The sequence below is a fragment of the Pseudoalteromonas sp. 3J6 genome, assembly GCF_903995135.1.
Lineage (GTDB): Bacteria > Pseudomonadota > Gammaproteobacteria > Enterobacterales > Alteromonadaceae > Pseudoalteromonas.
Genome location: NZ_LR877185.1, coordinates 3,187,339 through 3,200,945, shown reverse-complemented (window position 1 = coordinate 3,200,945; position 13,607 = coordinate 3,187,339). Strand labels below are relative to the sequence as shown.

The window sequence follows — 13,607 nt, the reverse complement described above, 5'->3', positions numbered from 1 at the left end:
GGTAGAGCAAATTTAAGGAGATGTCTATGGAAGTGTAGTAAATTGGCTCCCCCTCCCCGACTCGAACGGGGGACCTGCGGATTAACAGTCCGTCGCTCTAACCAACTGAGCTAAGGGGGAACTAAAATATACTTTTTATGACTTGGCTCCCCCTCCCCGACTCGAACGGGGGACCTGCGGATTAACAGTCCGTCGCTCTAACCAACTGAGCTAAGGGGGAACTACATCATAAACATAAACTTGGCTCCCCCTCCCCGACTCGAACGGGGGACCTGCGGATTAACAGTCCGTCGCTCTAACCAACTGAGCTAAGGGGGAATCGTTTATGGCTGAAAAACTTGGCTCCCCCTCCCCGACTCGAACGGGGGACCTGCGGATTAACAGTCCGTCGCTCTAACCAACTGAGCTAAGGGGGAAGCGTCTTGCCTTTCAACGGGGCGAAATATTAATGACCGCATAGCAAAGTGTCAACATATAAAAGATCATAAATTCAAAAAAGAGGTCTATTCGTTGTTTTTATGTGCAATCTGCGCGTTTTATAACACTATTTAAGTAAAGCGCAGTGATATTGTTTTACAAAAACAGCGTAATATTTGAATCAAGAGAGTAATTTTAGCTAATAAAACTTGCCGTAAAATTAAATAAAGCAGCTTTTAGTGATAAAAAACTGTTCTATTTCCTATATTTTTACAAAGTCTAAATAAACGTATTTAAAATAAATACCTCACTTTTATTTTTCTAACGTTAAAGTTTGTTGAACTGAATCTTAATCAAAGACGTATATCTATTTTAAATATTGATAAGAACCTAATAATTTTAGAACTGCTATGGAGTTGTATAAAAACAAAGCAATCAAAGGCTTGGCTATTTATTCAGCACGAGTGTGGATTTGCATTAAATAAACAAATAATCCCATATTGTAACTAACAGATCTTAATGGGTAATAGGGAATAGATAAGAATAGGTGGGAAAACGCGGGAGAAATAAGGGTTTAAAGCGAGTTTAACAAAAATTAAGTGCGAAAAGGAAAGAGCGAATAAAATGGGTAAAAAAAAAAGCCGTTTTAAAATTCGCGGGAGTAAATGGGTAACTAAAAAATAAGCTCAGCCTTAATAACCCTACCTAAAAGCCCTAGAGTCTTCAAAATATAGTGCGATTCAGTACTACCACCCTCAATATTAAATTCAGCATCTTTACGCTTTGCGTTATCAAACACCAGCCTAAGCTGTGTATCAGTTAACACTAGCTTAGCTGCGAAATAACAACCGGTCATTGGGTTTAGAAAGCCATACATAGCACCAGGTACTACGTTCTTGTTGCAGGTGTCAATGTATACGGTTGCATCCATAGGCACAGCAGTATGTGAAAGCTCACCAAGTTTTACTTGCAGTAATTCACTGCTAGTTTTGTACTTAAGTGGATTATCAGAAACTGTGTTATCGGTTGAATTTACTGCGCTTAAAGAACTAATAGCTTTTTTAGCAGCTTCTTCATTGGCTTTTGAATCATCCAGGCGTTTCTTAAGAATCTCAGTAAAAGGCACACCCACCACCTCTGCAAAATCAACCAAGTAATCAATTGGGGGATCTCTATGGCCCTCATAATTTGACTGAGTATGTCTATGCACTCCAATGCGCTTAGCAACAGTGCCTATGTCCAGGGATTTTTGTTCCCTTAACGATTTTAAATAGTCGTTGAATGCAGCCATTTATCAGCAAGTCTGTGTTCGGATGATTGATGTATATATATTTAAGCACACATGCGAGTGCATACAAAATAAAAAATTTACACAGTCTGTGTTATCAAGTGCGATCTTTCGCACTTTAAAGCGCGAACCGCGAACCCCCTAATAAAAATAAATAATATTAAATATCAATAGCTTAACCCTTTGTGTATACGTTTGTATAAAAAACAGTTTGAATGTATATAAATGTATGTATATGATTGTGTTTATGGATACAAATATATACAACAAAAGGTGGCTTAAATGGATAGCATAGAATGTCCAGGTTGGACAAAAGCAGATATAAAAGCTGCGCTAGAGGATGAGGGTTGGTCATGCCGCCAGTTGTCTTTTAGTCGCGGCTACACCTCAAATGCTGTGCAAACTGCATTACACAGACCCTACCCAGCTATAGAGCGAATTATTGCCGATGTAATCGGCGTAAGTGCCTGTGAAATATGGCCTGAGCGCTACGGTAAAGATGGCAAGCCAAATCGTAAGCTCGGACGTCGTAAGATGAACGGGGTGTAAATTATGGAACTCTACACAGCTAAACAACTTGCTGATTACTTACTATTTAGTAAGCGCAGCATTCAAATCAAAGCTAAAAACGAAAACTGGCCTTTTACAGAAGTACCTAGCCGTGGTGGCAAAGTGCGAAAATACGCGCTTTGCGATTTACCTGTACATGTTCGTATACAAGTTGAAGAGGCTATTATTAAATCAATGGATACACCAGCGTCTAAAAGCGGTGCATCTTACCTAGCTGTTAAAGAAAAAGTGAACAGCCTAGACAAAGGTTTAATTGATCACCAACGCCAATCAAACCTAAAAACCTTAGCTGGATTAGAAAAAATCGATCCAAAAGCAAGCGCCAAAGTGCAAATATTAAATGCAGCAGACGCATATATAAGTGCAAACAAACTAGGCAAAATTGTTGGCTTAAAACTTTTTAGCGAGCGCTATAACCAAGGTTTAATTGAAGACGTATTAGAGTGTAAATCTGTTATACCGTCAGTGTCGCGTAATTCATTAATACGCTGGCAAAAAACCGTAGCTGAAAAAGGCATAGCAGGGCTTGCTTTAAAGCCAAAGCGTACCGGCAAATCAATCATCGACTCAGACAAAGAGCTAAGCGATTTTTGCATTGCCATGATCTACGAATACCCACACGTAAAAGCCACCCAAATAAAAGAGGGCTTAATTGCTCGTTTTTATCAAGTAGGTAAATCGTTACCAGCAGAAACCACAATCCGCGATTGGCTAACACGTTGGAAGCGCGAAAACAGCGCACTTTATACCAAAATGGCAAACCCAGATGCTTGGAAAAACAAGTATATGAGCGCCATGGGTAAAATGGACGAAAACGTAAAACGTCTTAACCAATTATGGGAGTTCGATTCAACCCCATCAGACGTAATGCTAACCGATGGCCGTCACTCACTAATCGGAATTATCGACGTATTTAGCCGCCGTGCAAAAGTCGTAATTCACCCAACCAGTGACAGCACCGGTATCTGTTTAGTTATCCGTAAAGCAATACTCGATTGGGGCATACCCGAAATAGCCCGCACCGATAACGGTAAAGACTACACCTCAATACAAATCAAGAGTGTGTTTGACGCGCTCGACATAAAGCACGAAACAACACGCCCGTTTTCAGGTGAAGAAAAGCCCTACATAGAGCGCTTTTTCAAAACGTTCTCGCACGACATAGCCGAGCTATTAACCGGTTACATAGGTCACAACGTTTCAGAACGCCAAGCAATAGAAGCGCGCAAAACCTTTGCACAGCGCCTATTAGCAAAGCAGGGCGGTGATAAATCAGCTATCGAAATCAACATGACAGCGCAGCAGCTGCAAGAGTTCGTAGATAACTGGATAGACAATCGTTACCACCACAAGCCGCACAGCAACATAGGCAATAAAACACCATTCGATTTATTCGCAGCAAGTCGCGACCAAATCAAAGTGATCAAAGACGAGCGCCTGCTTGATGTCATGCTACAGCCAATACCGTCAAATCGTGGTTTACGCATAGTAGGTAAAGAGGGCATTAAACTAAGTGGCGGGTTCTATATTGCCCCAGAACTGGGCGCAATCATAGGCGATGAAGTGCTATGTAAATGGGACCCTAAAAATGTAGGTCGTATTTACGTATTTAACCGCATGAATAACGAGTTTATCTGTATCGCAGTAGACCACGAAATTCAATCAGCAGGCATGACACGTCAAGACGTAGCACACCATGCAAAACGCAGCCAATCAGCCGAAACATCACGCAAGCTTAAAGAGCTTAAAAAGACCGCTAAAAGCGTCAACGTTTCAGACATAGCAAACGAAGTGCTAGGGCATTACACAACCCAAAACAAAGCGCTTGCAACACTGCCTAAACAGTCGGTTGAACACACCAACGTCATAACGCAGTCAGCTATTAAAGCGCTCGATAGTAAGCCAGCAGTCGGCTTTAGCGACGAGCAATTAAGCGAATTTGAAAAACGCCGTAAGCAGTTAGAAATTGAAACCGCCATAGCAAACGTCAACCCAACGCCGCTATTCGACAACCCACAAAGCAAAGCCATGTTTCATAAAAAACAACGCCTAACAAATCAGTTAAGCGAAGTAGATGCAACCTGGTTAAACACATGGGAGCAAAACAATCGCGCATCATCAAAACGCCTAGACGATCTACTAAGCGACATGAACGCAGCACCCGCTGCACCAACTCAATTACATAAATAGTAAAAGGAAAAACCATGAAAACTAAAATAGCAATCGTAAGCAACGTAGTAGCAACACAAATGATGGTAGAAGCCCTAAACCAACGCGCGCATGGCGTACCAGGCATTGGCCTAATCTACGGCGATCCAGGTCTTGGCAAAACCACAGCAACAGCATGGTTGGTTAATCGTTGCGACGGCATCTACATACGTGCCACATCAGGCATGACATTAGCGCAGCTTTTACGCCAAATAGTTAAAGAGCTAAGCGGCCCAGACATTTACACCCGTGAAGCCATGCTTAACTACATCATAGAGCACATGGCAATACACAATCGCCCACTGTTTATAGATGAGGCTGACTACCTACTAAACGACAAAAACACACTCGAAATCGTGCGCGATATTCACGACCTAACTAACTGCCCAGTAGTACTTATTGGTATGGAATCAGTGCGCCGCAAATTACAGCGTCACCGTCAATTTTATAACCGTATATCAGAATGGTTAGAGTTTCAGCCAACCCAACGCGAAGACCTGCAAATTATCGTCAACGCAGTCATAGAGCCAACGCTCACAATACAAGACGACCTACTAAGCCAGCTGCTCAGCGACACCGACGGCGAAGTGCGTCGCATCATCACAGGGCTATCAAAAATAGAAGCCTTTGCACTGGCAAACGGCCTAACAAGTATCGACCTACAGCAGTGGGGTTCTAAAGAATTTTTCCTTAAAAAAGCGTAAGGAGAGATTCAGTGAGCCGCCCACAATTACAAGACGCATGGCAAGCAATGAGAATCCTAAAAACATTCTCATTGCAACAAGTGCGCGATGCCATAGAGCACACAACACTCGACAGCTTAAAAGCCTTTGCAAAACGCCTAATAGCAGCAAAGGCCATAGCTGAAAATGTTGATTACGAACACATCACCTACACCGTTTTAAACGCCCAATACAAGCCGTTTAAACAACCAAAAAACAGTGATGCAAAACAAGAAAACTCAGGGAGACAGCGCATGTGGCAATCAATGCGAATCCTAAATGAATTTGACGCAGGGCAAGTAGCAAGCACCGCCGACATATCGGTAGCCTCTGCGCGTTCATATATCTCAATTTTAAAAAAAGCAGGGTACATATTTGTTGTCAAATCAGCCCCGCGCACAGGATCAGTCATTGAGCGAGCAGGAGAGACAACCATATACCGCATGCTTAAAAATACCGGTCCAAAGCGCCCCGTTCCAAAAGCAACAGGCGTATTCGACCCAAACACAAACGAGCTAGTTGAGTTTAACGCCGTGCAACGTAAAACCGTAAAAATAGCCCCCGTAACACTGGGAGAAGCGCATGACTTCAACAGCTAACTGGTTACAGGTTTTAAAAGACGAAGTAGCAAAGCAAGGCATGCGGAGCGTTGCCGAAAAACTAGGCGTAAGTAAAGCCACAATAAGCCAAGTGGTAAACGACAAATACAAAGCCTCTACACACGTAATACAGCAGCGTGTAGAGGGCGTATTTATGGCATCAACGGTAATTTGTCCAATCCTAGACGAAATACCGTTAAACCAATGCCTAGAACATCAATCAAGAAAGTTCGCAGCCACCAACCATGTACGCGTCGCGCTATATAAAGCGTGTCGCAATGGTTGCCCAAACTCAAAAATATGCGGGAGCAAATAACCATGCAACTACGCAACGTACTCAAAGAGCTACAAAAACAAGGGCTGCAAATTATCAGCTCACATAAAGGCTTTAGCCGCCACGTAATCGAAGTGGCAGGCAAAGCCCCAGCACATTTACCCGTGCTAACCGAAACCAAAAACGGGCAAACCCGCCAAGTTCGCCCGGCAAAATTACACGGCCAAATAATCATTTTTATAGAGAGATAACCACCATGCCACAAGAGTTTTTAAAAAATCACAAAGGCCACCAGGTGCCACTTAAAGCGATACGCCCAGCCGACATAATTCGCCATGAATTTGTGCAATCAGCCATAGCCAAAGCCAAAGAGCAAAGCAAAGCTTTAGCCGCTTTTAAAAAAGAGCAAATGAGCGAGTTTGACGCATTCATAGGCTTACTAGCCCAAGAGTACGCAGTAGAACTGGGCGGCACAAAAGGCAACGTCACCTTACGCAGTTTTGATCACAAGCAAAAAGTAACCCTGCAAGTGCAAGAAAGTATCGAGCTGGGGCCAGAGCTAATAATAGCAAAAGACCTTATAGACGAATGCCTAAACGAATGGAGCGAGGGCGCAAACGAAAACCTAAAACTCATTATTGAGCAAACCTTTGCCACCGACAAAAAAGGCAAAGTTTCAGTGCAAAAAGTACTCGGCCTACGCCGCCTAAATATCACCGACGAAACCGGTAAATGGCAGCGTGCAATGGACATTATAGCCGACTCAATACTGGTAATGGACTCAACGCGCTTTATACGTTTTTACGAAACCATAGGCGAGCAAGAACACGCCATATCACTAGACATAGCCAAGCTGTAAGGGGCGCAATCATGGAAGTTACATCAACAATTCAAGTAAACGAACACAGCGACCTACAAGCAGTTTTAAACCTAGTGGCGCAAAGCAAAGAGCCAGTAAACATCAACTTTGTGTTTCAAAACATCAGCTTTGTAGTGCAAAGCCAGCTGGTAGGCATTAACCCGCCTCAGCAAAAAAGCGTAAGCCACACCAGCTAAACCATTAAAAAGCGCGCACGGACGCGGCTTTTTATCAAAGTGTTTTACCCAAAGCAAAAGCACTTTGATAAACAGCAAACAACAAAAGGAGGTCACATGGCCTATATCGTAAAACCAGAATTAGAGCTAAGACAGCTTGTTGCCCTAGTTAAGTTTTTAGAGTGCTCACACAAGTTATCAGTAGACACCAGCGTATTTACAGACCAAGAAGCCCAGCTAATAGGCCAAGGCTACTTAGCCCTACGCGCGCAGCTAGAAGAGTTTAAAAATGACTAAAGCAAAGCTAATACAGCTCATTCACATAGCAAAAGGGCAGTTAGGGCTAGACGACGACACCTACCGCGCCGCATTACTTGGCTCAGCGGGTAAAACGTCATGCAGTCAAATGAGCCTACCCGAGCTAAACAAAGTGTTAGAACACTTTAAAAAAGCAGGGTTTAAAGCCAAGGCTAAACGTCGTTTAAGCCCTAAATCATCACCAAAGCAACATGGCGAAATAAACAAAATACGCGCAATTTGGATCACCATGCACAAACAAAACATTGTGCATGATGGCTCAGAAACCGCCCTAGATGCCTACGTAAACCGTATGTTAAACCGCGCAAAAGTAGGGGCAAACGTAAGTTACCACACCCAGTTTTTAACTCAACAACAAGCGCTTAAAGCACTGGAGTCACTTAAGCAGTGGCAAAAGCGTGAATCGAACAAAGAGCAACCCAGAGGTAATAATGACTAATCAAAAAGAACTCCAATCAGAGCTGTTTGGCGAAAGCGTAGAGCAGCTGCAAGACTGCTTGAGCAAGTTATCTACCGAGGATGCAGCCGAAGTACGTAAACGCTGGCCTAGCAACCTACAATCGCTTGCACTACTTATTGAGTCTCAGTTAACTAAAGCCAGTGTAAACAATCCGCAAGGGGTAGGCGAGGCCATAACCCTAGCAATAGGTCATTACTTTGGTGGGCGCGACGTATACATACCCACAGACCAACGTCTAAAAGTCGCGCTGCGCGACATACAAATATGGCAAGAATATAAAGGCAACAACATCGAGCAGCTTGCCAATAAATTTAAACTAACAGAGCGGCGTATAGCTGAAATAATCCAGCACCAGCGCATTGTAGAAACCGAGCGCCGCCAAAGGAGACTATTTTAAATGAGCAACCCAGCCAAAAAAGCCCCAATGAGCGAAGCGGTTAACGTAGCCGCCGAGGCCATAGAGTGTGTAGATACGCTAATAGTCGATATGTTAGAGGGTAAGCACCCAAACAATTACGTACTACTAGGCACACTGCAAATGCAAAGCACGGATATACAAATACAGCTGCACGTAATGCAAGACGAAAACAAATTTATAGACGAAGTGGGCGCACCACTCATAGCAAAAAAACCAGCAGCGCTTGAAAAAACAAAAGCGCAAGACCTAGAGTTTATGCTTATACATCAGCCCAACCTGCTGCTAAAAGGCATTACTGAGTTACAGCAAAAGTTAAGGGATTTAACAGGTTAAATTCATGTTTGTTGCTACCCGTACTTTTTCTGCAAGGATTTATACAAAAGGTAACTTGATGGATAGAGCTTATAAAAAAGTTGATTATTTTTGCACTACTATCATTAAAAAGTTAAAAGTACACAGCATGGGTAAAAGCTAATCAGCTAAAGTTTATAAAATACTGTTTAAGTTCGTTTTTAATGTAGTAACCCTTGCTGTTGTATTTTAGGAATTAGTAATGGATAACAAATTAAAAGAGCATGCATTAAATGAGCTACACAATATTCAAGCCACCTTATCTTTATTTGCAGAGCTTGCAAGTCTCCCCAATAGTAATAATGTACCAATAGGTTTAAGCGACATCGCAACGGTACTCGCCGATAATGCCCACCGAATGAAGCAAAATCTCAGTAATCTTGGTTAAGCAAAAATAAGCCGCTTTACGCGGTTTTTTGTTGTATTTAGAATCATTTATATACACTGTTGATTGAAAAAACATTTAAAAGCCCTTACTATCTTAATGCAAGGTTTACTATGTGCAGGGAGTAAATTTAAATAGCATGATGAAAGTTTTATTGCTTAACAAAACAGCAGGTATTTTATGCTTAAAGGGAGAGGTTTATGGCTGTTTATTCTATAGTCAGTAATATGGCGAATAAGGATTTTTTACAAGAGCTCATCGAGTCAAAGTATCCTGGTGATTTACACTGCACTTTCTCCGAGTTGGGCTGGTTTTTACATGAGCCTTTAGGCGGAAGTGTTAAAGAAGTGTCTGATAAACTGGTAGGTGAAGGCGATACAAAATTTATTTTTGTTATAACGACGGTAGACTCATTTTGGGGGGTTCAGCCTAACTCTGTCTGGGATTGGCTTCAACCTAGGGTGAAGTGATGGAACAAAATAATCAAAATAACTTCCCGTCACAGCCTCCTCAAAATGGGGGAGGAGCTTCGGAAAAAAAACATCTTGAGTGGGTACTTACCAATCAAAATGAAATTTCTATTAAAATAGCTAAGCTAGAATCGAATCATGGGCATATTAATCAATCCCTCAGTAAAATTGAGGACTTATTGAGCTCTAGCTCCGACAAGCTTTCATTAGGACAGGAACGATTATCTGAAACTCTGAGTGTTCAAGTGAATACGTTAGTGCAAGAAACGAGGAAAGACATTAAAGAATTAAGTTCCGACTTCAAATCTGAATTGAAATCTTGCGATGAAAATTTTAAAAAAGAAATAAAAGAAAGTAATTCTGAAATCAGAAAAATAAACATTAAGATTGCTTGGGCAGTAGGTGCTTTAGCAGGAGCTATATTTCTTGGTGGTATATTGATCAACGGTAGTTTAGGAAAAATACACAAACTAATGGAGCAGTCAGCAAAGGCTGAAACGAGCTCTCAAGTCAAAACTAAATAAATTAAAAGGCTACTTTAAAGTGGCCTTTTTTGTTTGTAGGATAAAAATGGATTTTAACTGGGATAACCCTAAACCAATTAATGAACAAGTATTTTCCGCTGATAATCTCGGTAGAGCAAAGTACGCAACTTACTTAACCTCCTTAATAAAAGCGAAAGGCGGCACTGATAAGAATAATTTATCAAATTATGTATTAAACCTTGATGCAGAGTGGGGCGCAGGTAAAACCTACTTTTTGAAACGTTGGAGCGAAGATTTAAAAGGTAATCATCCAGTTGTCTATATTGATGCATGGGCTATTGACTACCTTGAATCTCCGTTAATGACTGTTTTAAGTGAAATTATAGAGCAATTAAAAACACAAACAGACAAAATTGATCCTGATGAAACTCAAAGAAAGTTAAATGGGGTAATAAAAGCGGCTGCGCCAAGGATTGGTAGTGCTTTAATGAAAAGGTACTTAGGGTTTGATTTTAATATATTTGATTCCACAGAAACGAATGAGGGACAATTAACAGGTTCAGGTAAAGAAGTTGATTTTTCTAAAGCTGGTGAAAAGGTACTCGAAGTATTTTGTAAAGAAGTCACTGATAGTAAAGAAAGTGTAAAAACACTAAAGCTAGCTATTCAAAGCTGGGTCGAATACGTTGTAAATACTCCAATTAAGGATATGAAAACTATTACTAATAGTTTTCCTGCATTTATATTTATTGATGAACTAGATCGTTGCAAGCCGACTTATGCCGTAGAAATGTTGGAAGCTATTAAACATGTTTTTGATATACCTGGGCTTTCATTTATTGTTGCTACTAATACCCAACAGTTAGCTCATACAGTAAAAGCTGTTTACGGTGCGGGTTTTAATGCAGAAGAATATTTGAGTCGCTTTTTTGATAATAAATATATTTTAAGAACCAGAGTATCCAAATCTTTATTGGAAAATTACTGTCAATTAAAATCATTTAGTAAAGAACAGCTTATCAGTAGAGAAGTTATACTATTTCCATTTGTAAATTTTGAAAAAGGTGATTTTTACTCATTATGCAATGATATTTTTAATGCGTTAGATCTGTCCCCCAGACAATCTATTAAGGTACTCAATAGAGCTGAATCTATCTTTGCTAATGTAAATAATGGGAAGACTATAGATGTACCTTATGTGATGACATTATTATCTTTTATGGAGAAGGATATTACGAAATATGATCTTCTAATAGACTCATTTATAAGTAATAGAACACTAGATTATTTTAATAAGAACAACCCCATTATTTATTCAAAGCTTGCTTCAGTTAAGTTGGACATATCGATTAATTATTTCAATGACAGGCGTTTATATAAAAGGATTCCTTCGGATCAATTGGACTATGAATCTTCTAGTATGCAACAAGAGGCACCGGATTACGTATATAAGCAGAATACATCTTTGTCAGAATACCTGAAAGTTTTTGGTGGTTTGTATGAGAGTAATAGTGAAGTTTCAAATACAGCTTTAATCAAAATACATAACAAGCTTTTAGATTCAATACCAAAACAGAGTTATGGTGAGGACATAAAACTACGTTTTCAATTAAGCTTTTTAATTTTTGAAAATACATTAAACTTGGGTGACTATCGAGAGCTTGCTGAGATATCAGCACACTTAGATTAATTCCCGAAACCCCGCACGGCCACTAATCAAGGCTAACTAGTCAAAATACCGAAAAACAACAAGGTTTTTCGGTATGTCTCCAACCCTCAATCTAACTTACTTTAAACAATCGCCAGAAGTACTAGCCGTACTTGCCCCGTACTCGCTTAAATTTGCCCAGTGCATATTACTTATCTTGTATTTGGAGGGAGGCTTGCGCAGCGATGGCGGGTTAAATAACGTAGCCTCTGACCGTGGCGGCCTTACCAAGTACGGTATAAGCCAGCGCGCCTACCCAACTGTAGATATTAAAAACCTAACGCTTGCTAAAGCAGTAAGCCTTTATCATCGTGACTATTGGCGTGCCATGCACTGCGAGCAAAGCCCCGCAGGGGTTTACTTTATGCTGCTAGATGGCGCGGTACAGCACGGCGTACCCGCCATGACCCAATTAACCCAGCGATTAGTCAACTCAAAGCCCGATGGTCGCATGGGGCCAAAAACCCAAGCCGCTATCCTACAGAGTCCAGCCCTTAGCCTAACCGTATTGCTCAGCGTAAACCGTGGCCGTAAGTACGCCCGCATTTGTGCAAATGATCCAAGCCAAAAAGCAAACCTAGAGGGCTGGTATAACCGCTTAGCCCATGTAACCGAATTTGCAGTAAATCAGCTAAGCGGGGTGGCCTAATGGGTAAAAATTGGGATTGGTCATATCTAAAAGGCCGTGAGAAACGCATGGAATTGGAAGTTGATGCGCGCATGCACAATATGCCATTCGACCCCCGCAAAATACCAATGCACAGCCATTGCGGCACCATGCAAAGTCACTTTAATAAAGGCTGGCAATCGGTTAGAGCCATCGACATACATCTGCGGGTAGACGGCCAGCAAAGCTACAAAAACGTCCATGAGGCCCTCAAAAATCGTTCTGGAGAATCCAATGGCAATTAAAAACTGGTTTAACGTGGTCGAGCCGATCACCAATTTAATTGATGATCTCTTTACCAGTGACGAAGAACGCCAAGCAGTTACCAACGAACTTAAGCGGATTGAAAACGCAGCTCAAAGCCAAGTGCTAGAGCTTGAGGGTAAAATTGTAGAGCTACAAGGCAAAGTGCTAGAGGCGCAATCGCAAATTATTACCGCCGAGGCCAAAGGTGAAAGCTGGCTTCAACGTAACTGGCGGCCAATCACCATGCTTACGTTCTTAGTGTTGGTGTGCTTTGACTCATTCGGCTGGCTGGCTTTTCGCTTATCAACGCAAGCATGGGAACTATTACAGCTAGGCATAGGAGGCTATGTTATTGGCCGCTCAGTTGAAAAAGCCGCGCCAAGCGTTAAGCAAGGCATTAAAAACGTCATTGAAAAAGTAAGGAAACCGCAGTGAGTAAATTAGACGACGCGCAAAAAATAGAACAACACTTACTCGATGCCGCGCTATCAATTCAGCGCGAAAAAGCAAACACGTCCGGTGCAGCGTTTATGCACTGCCAAGAGTGTGGCATAGACATACCAAAACAACGCCGTGACGCAGTTAAAAACTGTAGTACCTGTGTAGATTGCCAATCGCTCATTGAAATACAACAACAGCACTATAGGCGCTAGCATGGATTTTATATTGGAATGGTGGAAAGCATTTTTAACCGTAGGTATTGCCATTATTGGGGCAAGCGCACTGGCATGGTTGCGCAGCACCTTTGTAACTAAAACAACTCATGAGGTTGTATCTAAAGCGTTAGAAAGCCGTTTAAGTGCCGTAGAAAAAACAATAGAAGACTTGCCCAACGCCGACGACATACACGACCTAGACAAACGTCTATTAGAAGTAAGCGTAAAAATAGACGGCCTTAACCCACAGCTCACCGACATAAAACGCTTAACCGACTTACTAATGGAAAACGAACTCAGAGGCACGCGCAGCAACGACAGCTGAGCAGG

General features: G+C 41.6%; 22 protein-coding genes and 4 tRNA genes. 21 read left to right on the top strand and 5 right to left on the bottom strand.

Annotated elements, in window-relative coordinates; all coding sequences use genetic code 11:
- Window positions 1-43 precede the first annotated feature (43 nt).
- The 5 genes from P3J6_RS14515 to P3J6_RS14495 all read right to left on the bottom strand — a co-directional run bounded on the left by P3J6_RS14515 (window position 44) and on the right by P3J6_RS14495 (window position 1,627).
- Window positions 44-120 (bottom strand) — tRNA-Asn (locus P3J6_RS14515).
- Between the two features lie 23 nt (window positions 121-143).
- Window positions 144-220, bottom strand: a tRNA-Asn gene (locus P3J6_RS14510).
- A gap of 21 nt (window positions 221-241) precedes the next feature.
- Window positions 242-318: transfer RNA gene (locus P3J6_RS14505), tRNA-Asn, on the bottom strand.
- Between the two features lie 21 nt (window positions 319-339).
- Window positions 340-416, bottom strand: a tRNA-Asn gene (locus P3J6_RS14500).
- 674 nt (window positions 417-1,090) lie between these two features.
- On the bottom strand, window positions 1,091-1,627 hold the full coding sequence (locus P3J6_RS14495) for an XRE family transcriptional regulator (protein ID WP_232735510.1): 537 nt from the start codon (window positions 1,625-1,627) through the stop codon (window positions 1,091-1,093).
- 360 nt (window positions 1,628-1,987) lie between these two features.
- Here P3J6_RS14495 and P3J6_RS14490 point away from each other — a divergent pair, with 360 nt between their 5' ends.
- From P3J6_RS14490 to P3J6_RS14390, 21 genes are all read left to right on the top strand, one after another.
- A complete protein-coding gene (locus P3J6_RS14490; RefSeq protein WP_109874407.1) occupies window positions 1,988-2,254 on the top strand; it encodes a helix-turn-helix domain-containing protein in 267 nt (88 codons plus the stop codon).
- A gap of 3 nt (window positions 2,255-2,257) precedes the next feature.
- A complete protein-coding gene (locus P3J6_RS14485) occupies window positions 2,258-4,465 on the top strand; it encodes a DDE-type integrase/transposase/recombinase (RefSeq protein WP_198523407.1) in 2,208 nt (735 codons plus the stop codon).
- A 14-nt stretch (window positions 4,466-4,479) separates the two neighbouring features.
- Complete coding sequence (locus tag P3J6_RS14480) at window positions 4,480-5,187, top strand: AAA family ATPase (RefSeq protein ID WP_138607657.1); 708 nt, start codon at window positions 4,480-4,482, stop codon at window positions 5,185-5,187.
- A gap of 11 nt (window positions 5,188-5,198) precedes the next feature.
- On the top strand, window positions 5,199-5,804 hold the full coding sequence (locus P3J6_RS14475; protein WP_198523406.1) for a hypothetical protein: 606 nt from the start codon (window positions 5,199-5,201) through the stop codon (window positions 5,802-5,804).
- Entirely contained in the window at window positions 5,788-6,120 is a 333-nt protein-coding gene (locus P3J6_RS14470; RefSeq protein ID WP_198523405.1) for a helix-turn-helix domain-containing protein, read from the top strand. Before P3J6_RS14475 ends, P3J6_RS14470 begins: the two co-directional genes overlap by 17 nt.
- Window positions 6,121-6,122: 2 nt before the next feature.
- A complete protein-coding gene (locus P3J6_RS14465) occupies window positions 6,123-6,329 on the top strand; it encodes a hypothetical protein (protein WP_109874412.1) in 207 nt (68 codons plus the stop codon).
- A gap of 5 nt (window positions 6,330-6,334) precedes the next feature.
- Entirely contained in the window at window positions 6,335-6,937 is a 603-nt protein-coding gene (locus tag P3J6_RS14460; RefSeq protein ID WP_198523404.1) for a DUF3164 family protein, read from the top strand.
- An 11-nt stretch (window positions 6,938-6,948) separates the two neighbouring features.
- Window positions 6,949-7,134 (top strand): hypothetical protein, encoded by a 186-nt coding sequence (locus P3J6_RS14455; RefSeq protein ID WP_198523403.1) that lies wholly within the window; start codon window positions 6,949-6,951, stop codon window positions 7,132-7,134.
- Window positions 7,135-7,230: 96 nt separating this feature from the next.
- Window positions 7,231-7,410, top strand: coding sequence for a hypothetical protein (locus tag P3J6_RS14450; protein WP_138607666.1), 180 nt, complete (start codon window positions 7,231-7,233; stop codon window positions 7,408-7,410).
- Window positions 7,403-7,870, top strand: a complete 468-nt coding sequence (locus P3J6_RS14445; RefSeq protein WP_198523402.1) for a gp16 family protein — start codon at window positions 7,403-7,405, stop codon at window positions 7,868-7,870. The genes P3J6_RS14450 and P3J6_RS14445 overlap by 8 nt, the downstream gene beginning before the upstream one ends.
- Window positions 7,863-8,288: a Mor transcription activator family protein gene (locus tag P3J6_RS14440; RefSeq protein WP_198523401.1), complete on the top strand. Its 426-nt coding sequence runs from the start codon at window positions 7,863-7,865 to the stop codon at window positions 8,286-8,288. The genes P3J6_RS14445 and P3J6_RS14440 overlap by 8 nt, the downstream gene beginning before the upstream one ends.
- On the top strand, window positions 8,289-8,642 hold the full coding sequence (locus P3J6_RS14435; RefSeq protein WP_198523400.1) for a hypothetical protein: 354 nt from the start codon (window positions 8,289-8,291) through the stop codon (window positions 8,640-8,642).
- A gap of 220 nt (window positions 8,643-8,862) precedes the next feature.
- Window positions 8,863-9,048, top strand: coding sequence for a hypothetical protein (locus tag P3J6_RS14430; protein ID WP_198523399.1), 186 nt, complete (start codon window positions 8,863-8,865; stop codon window positions 9,046-9,048).
- A 197-nt stretch (window positions 9,049-9,245) separates the two neighbouring features.
- A complete protein-coding gene (locus P3J6_RS14425) occupies window positions 9,246-9,515 on the top strand; it encodes a hypothetical protein (RefSeq protein ID WP_198523398.1) in 270 nt (89 codons plus the stop codon).
- Complete coding sequence (locus P3J6_RS14420) at window positions 9,515-10,039, top strand: hypothetical protein (RefSeq protein ID WP_198523397.1); 525 nt, start codon at window positions 9,515-9,517, stop codon at window positions 10,037-10,039. The genes P3J6_RS14425 and P3J6_RS14420 overlap by 1 nt, the downstream gene beginning before the upstream one ends.
- A gap of 46 nt (window positions 10,040-10,085) precedes the next feature.
- On the top strand, window positions 10,086-11,690 hold the full coding sequence (locus P3J6_RS14415; protein ID WP_198523396.1) for a KAP family P-loop NTPase fold protein: 1,605 nt from the start codon (window positions 10,086-10,088) through the stop codon (window positions 11,688-11,690).
- A 73-nt stretch (window positions 11,691-11,763) separates the two neighbouring features.
- Entirely contained in the window at window positions 11,764-12,357 is a 594-nt protein-coding gene (locus P3J6_RS14410) for a glycoside hydrolase family 108 protein (RefSeq protein WP_198523395.1), read from the top strand.
- Complete coding sequence (locus P3J6_RS14405) at window positions 12,357-12,620, top strand: hypothetical protein (RefSeq protein WP_198523394.1); 264 nt, start codon at window positions 12,357-12,359, stop codon at window positions 12,618-12,620. The genes P3J6_RS14410 and P3J6_RS14405 overlap by 1 nt, the downstream gene beginning before the upstream one ends.
- A complete protein-coding gene (locus tag P3J6_RS14400; protein WP_198523393.1) occupies window positions 12,610-13,056 on the top strand; it encodes a 3TM-type holin in 447 nt (148 codons plus the stop codon). The genes P3J6_RS14405 and P3J6_RS14400 overlap by 11 nt, the downstream gene beginning before the upstream one ends.
- Window positions 13,053-13,274, top strand: a complete 222-nt coding sequence (locus P3J6_RS14395; RefSeq protein WP_138764257.1) for a TraR/DksA C4-type zinc finger protein — start codon at window positions 13,053-13,055, stop codon at window positions 13,272-13,274. The genes P3J6_RS14400 and P3J6_RS14395 overlap by 4 nt, the downstream gene beginning before the upstream one ends.
- A 1-nt stretch (window position 13,275) precedes the next feature.
- Window positions 13,276-13,602, top strand: a complete 327-nt coding sequence (locus P3J6_RS14390; RefSeq protein ID WP_198523392.1) for a DUF2730 family protein — start codon at window positions 13,276-13,278, stop codon at window positions 13,600-13,602.
- Window positions 13,603-13,607: the final 5 nt, after the last annotated feature.

Coding starts and splice junctions, on each gene's coding strand:
- P3J6_RS14490 (WP_109874407.1), top strand. CDS start 1,988: ATGGATAGCATAGAATGTCCAGGTTGGACAAAAGCAGATATAAAAGCT.
- P3J6_RS14485 (WP_198523407.1), top strand. CDS start 2,258: ATGGAACTCTACACAGCTAAACAACTTGCTGATTACTTACTATTTAGT.
- P3J6_RS14480 (WP_138607657.1), top strand. CDS start 4,480: ATGAAAACTAAAATAGCAATCGTAAGCAACGTAGTAGCAACACAAATG.
- P3J6_RS14470 (WP_198523405.1), top strand. CDS start 5,788: ATGACTTCAACAGCTAACTGGTTACAGGTTTTAAAAGACGAAGTAGCA.
- P3J6_RS14465 (WP_109874412.1), top strand. CDS start 6,123: ATGCAACTACGCAACGTACTCAAAGAGCTACAAAAACAAGGGCTGCAA.
- P3J6_RS14460 (WP_198523404.1), top strand. CDS start 6,335: ATGCCACAAGAGTTTTTAAAAAATCACAAAGGCCACCAGGTGCCACTT.
- P3J6_RS14455 (WP_198523403.1), top strand. CDS start 6,949: ATGGAAGTTACATCAACAATTCAAGTAAACGAACACAGCGACCTACAA.
- P3J6_RS14450 (WP_138607666.1), top strand. CDS start 7,231: ATGGCCTATATCGTAAAACCAGAATTAGAGCTAAGACAGCTTGTTGCC.
- P3J6_RS14445 (WP_198523402.1), top strand. CDS start 7,403: ATGACTAAAGCAAAGCTAATACAGCTCATTCACATAGCAAAAGGGCAG.
- P3J6_RS14440 (WP_198523401.1), top strand. CDS start 7,863: ATGACTAATCAAAAAGAACTCCAATCAGAGCTGTTTGGCGAAAGCGTA.
- P3J6_RS14435 (WP_198523400.1), top strand. CDS start 8,289: ATGAGCAACCCAGCCAAAAAAGCCCCAATGAGCGAAGCGGTTAACGTA.
- P3J6_RS14430 (WP_198523399.1), top strand. CDS start 8,863: ATGGATAACAAATTAAAAGAGCATGCATTAAATGAGCTACACAATATT.
- P3J6_RS14425 (WP_198523398.1), top strand. CDS start 9,246: ATGGCTGTTTATTCTATAGTCAGTAATATGGCGAATAAGGATTTTTTA.
- P3J6_RS14420 (WP_198523397.1), top strand. CDS start 9,515: ATGGAACAAAATAATCAAAATAACTTCCCGTCACAGCCTCCTCAAAAT.
- P3J6_RS14415 (WP_198523396.1), top strand. CDS start 10,086: ATGGATTTTAACTGGGATAACCCTAAACCAATTAATGAACAAGTATTT.
- P3J6_RS14410 (WP_198523395.1), top strand. CDS start 11,764: ATGTCTCCAACCCTCAATCTAACTTACTTTAAACAATCGCCAGAAGTA.
- P3J6_RS14405 (WP_198523394.1), top strand. CDS start 12,357: ATGGGTAAAAATTGGGATTGGTCATATCTAAAAGGCCGTGAGAAACGC.
- P3J6_RS14400 (WP_198523393.1), top strand. CDS start 12,610: ATGGCAATTAAAAACTGGTTTAACGTGGTCGAGCCGATCACCAATTTA.
- P3J6_RS14390 (WP_198523392.1), top strand. CDS start 13,276: ATGGATTTTATATTGGAATGGTGGAAAGCATTTTTAACCGTAGGTATT.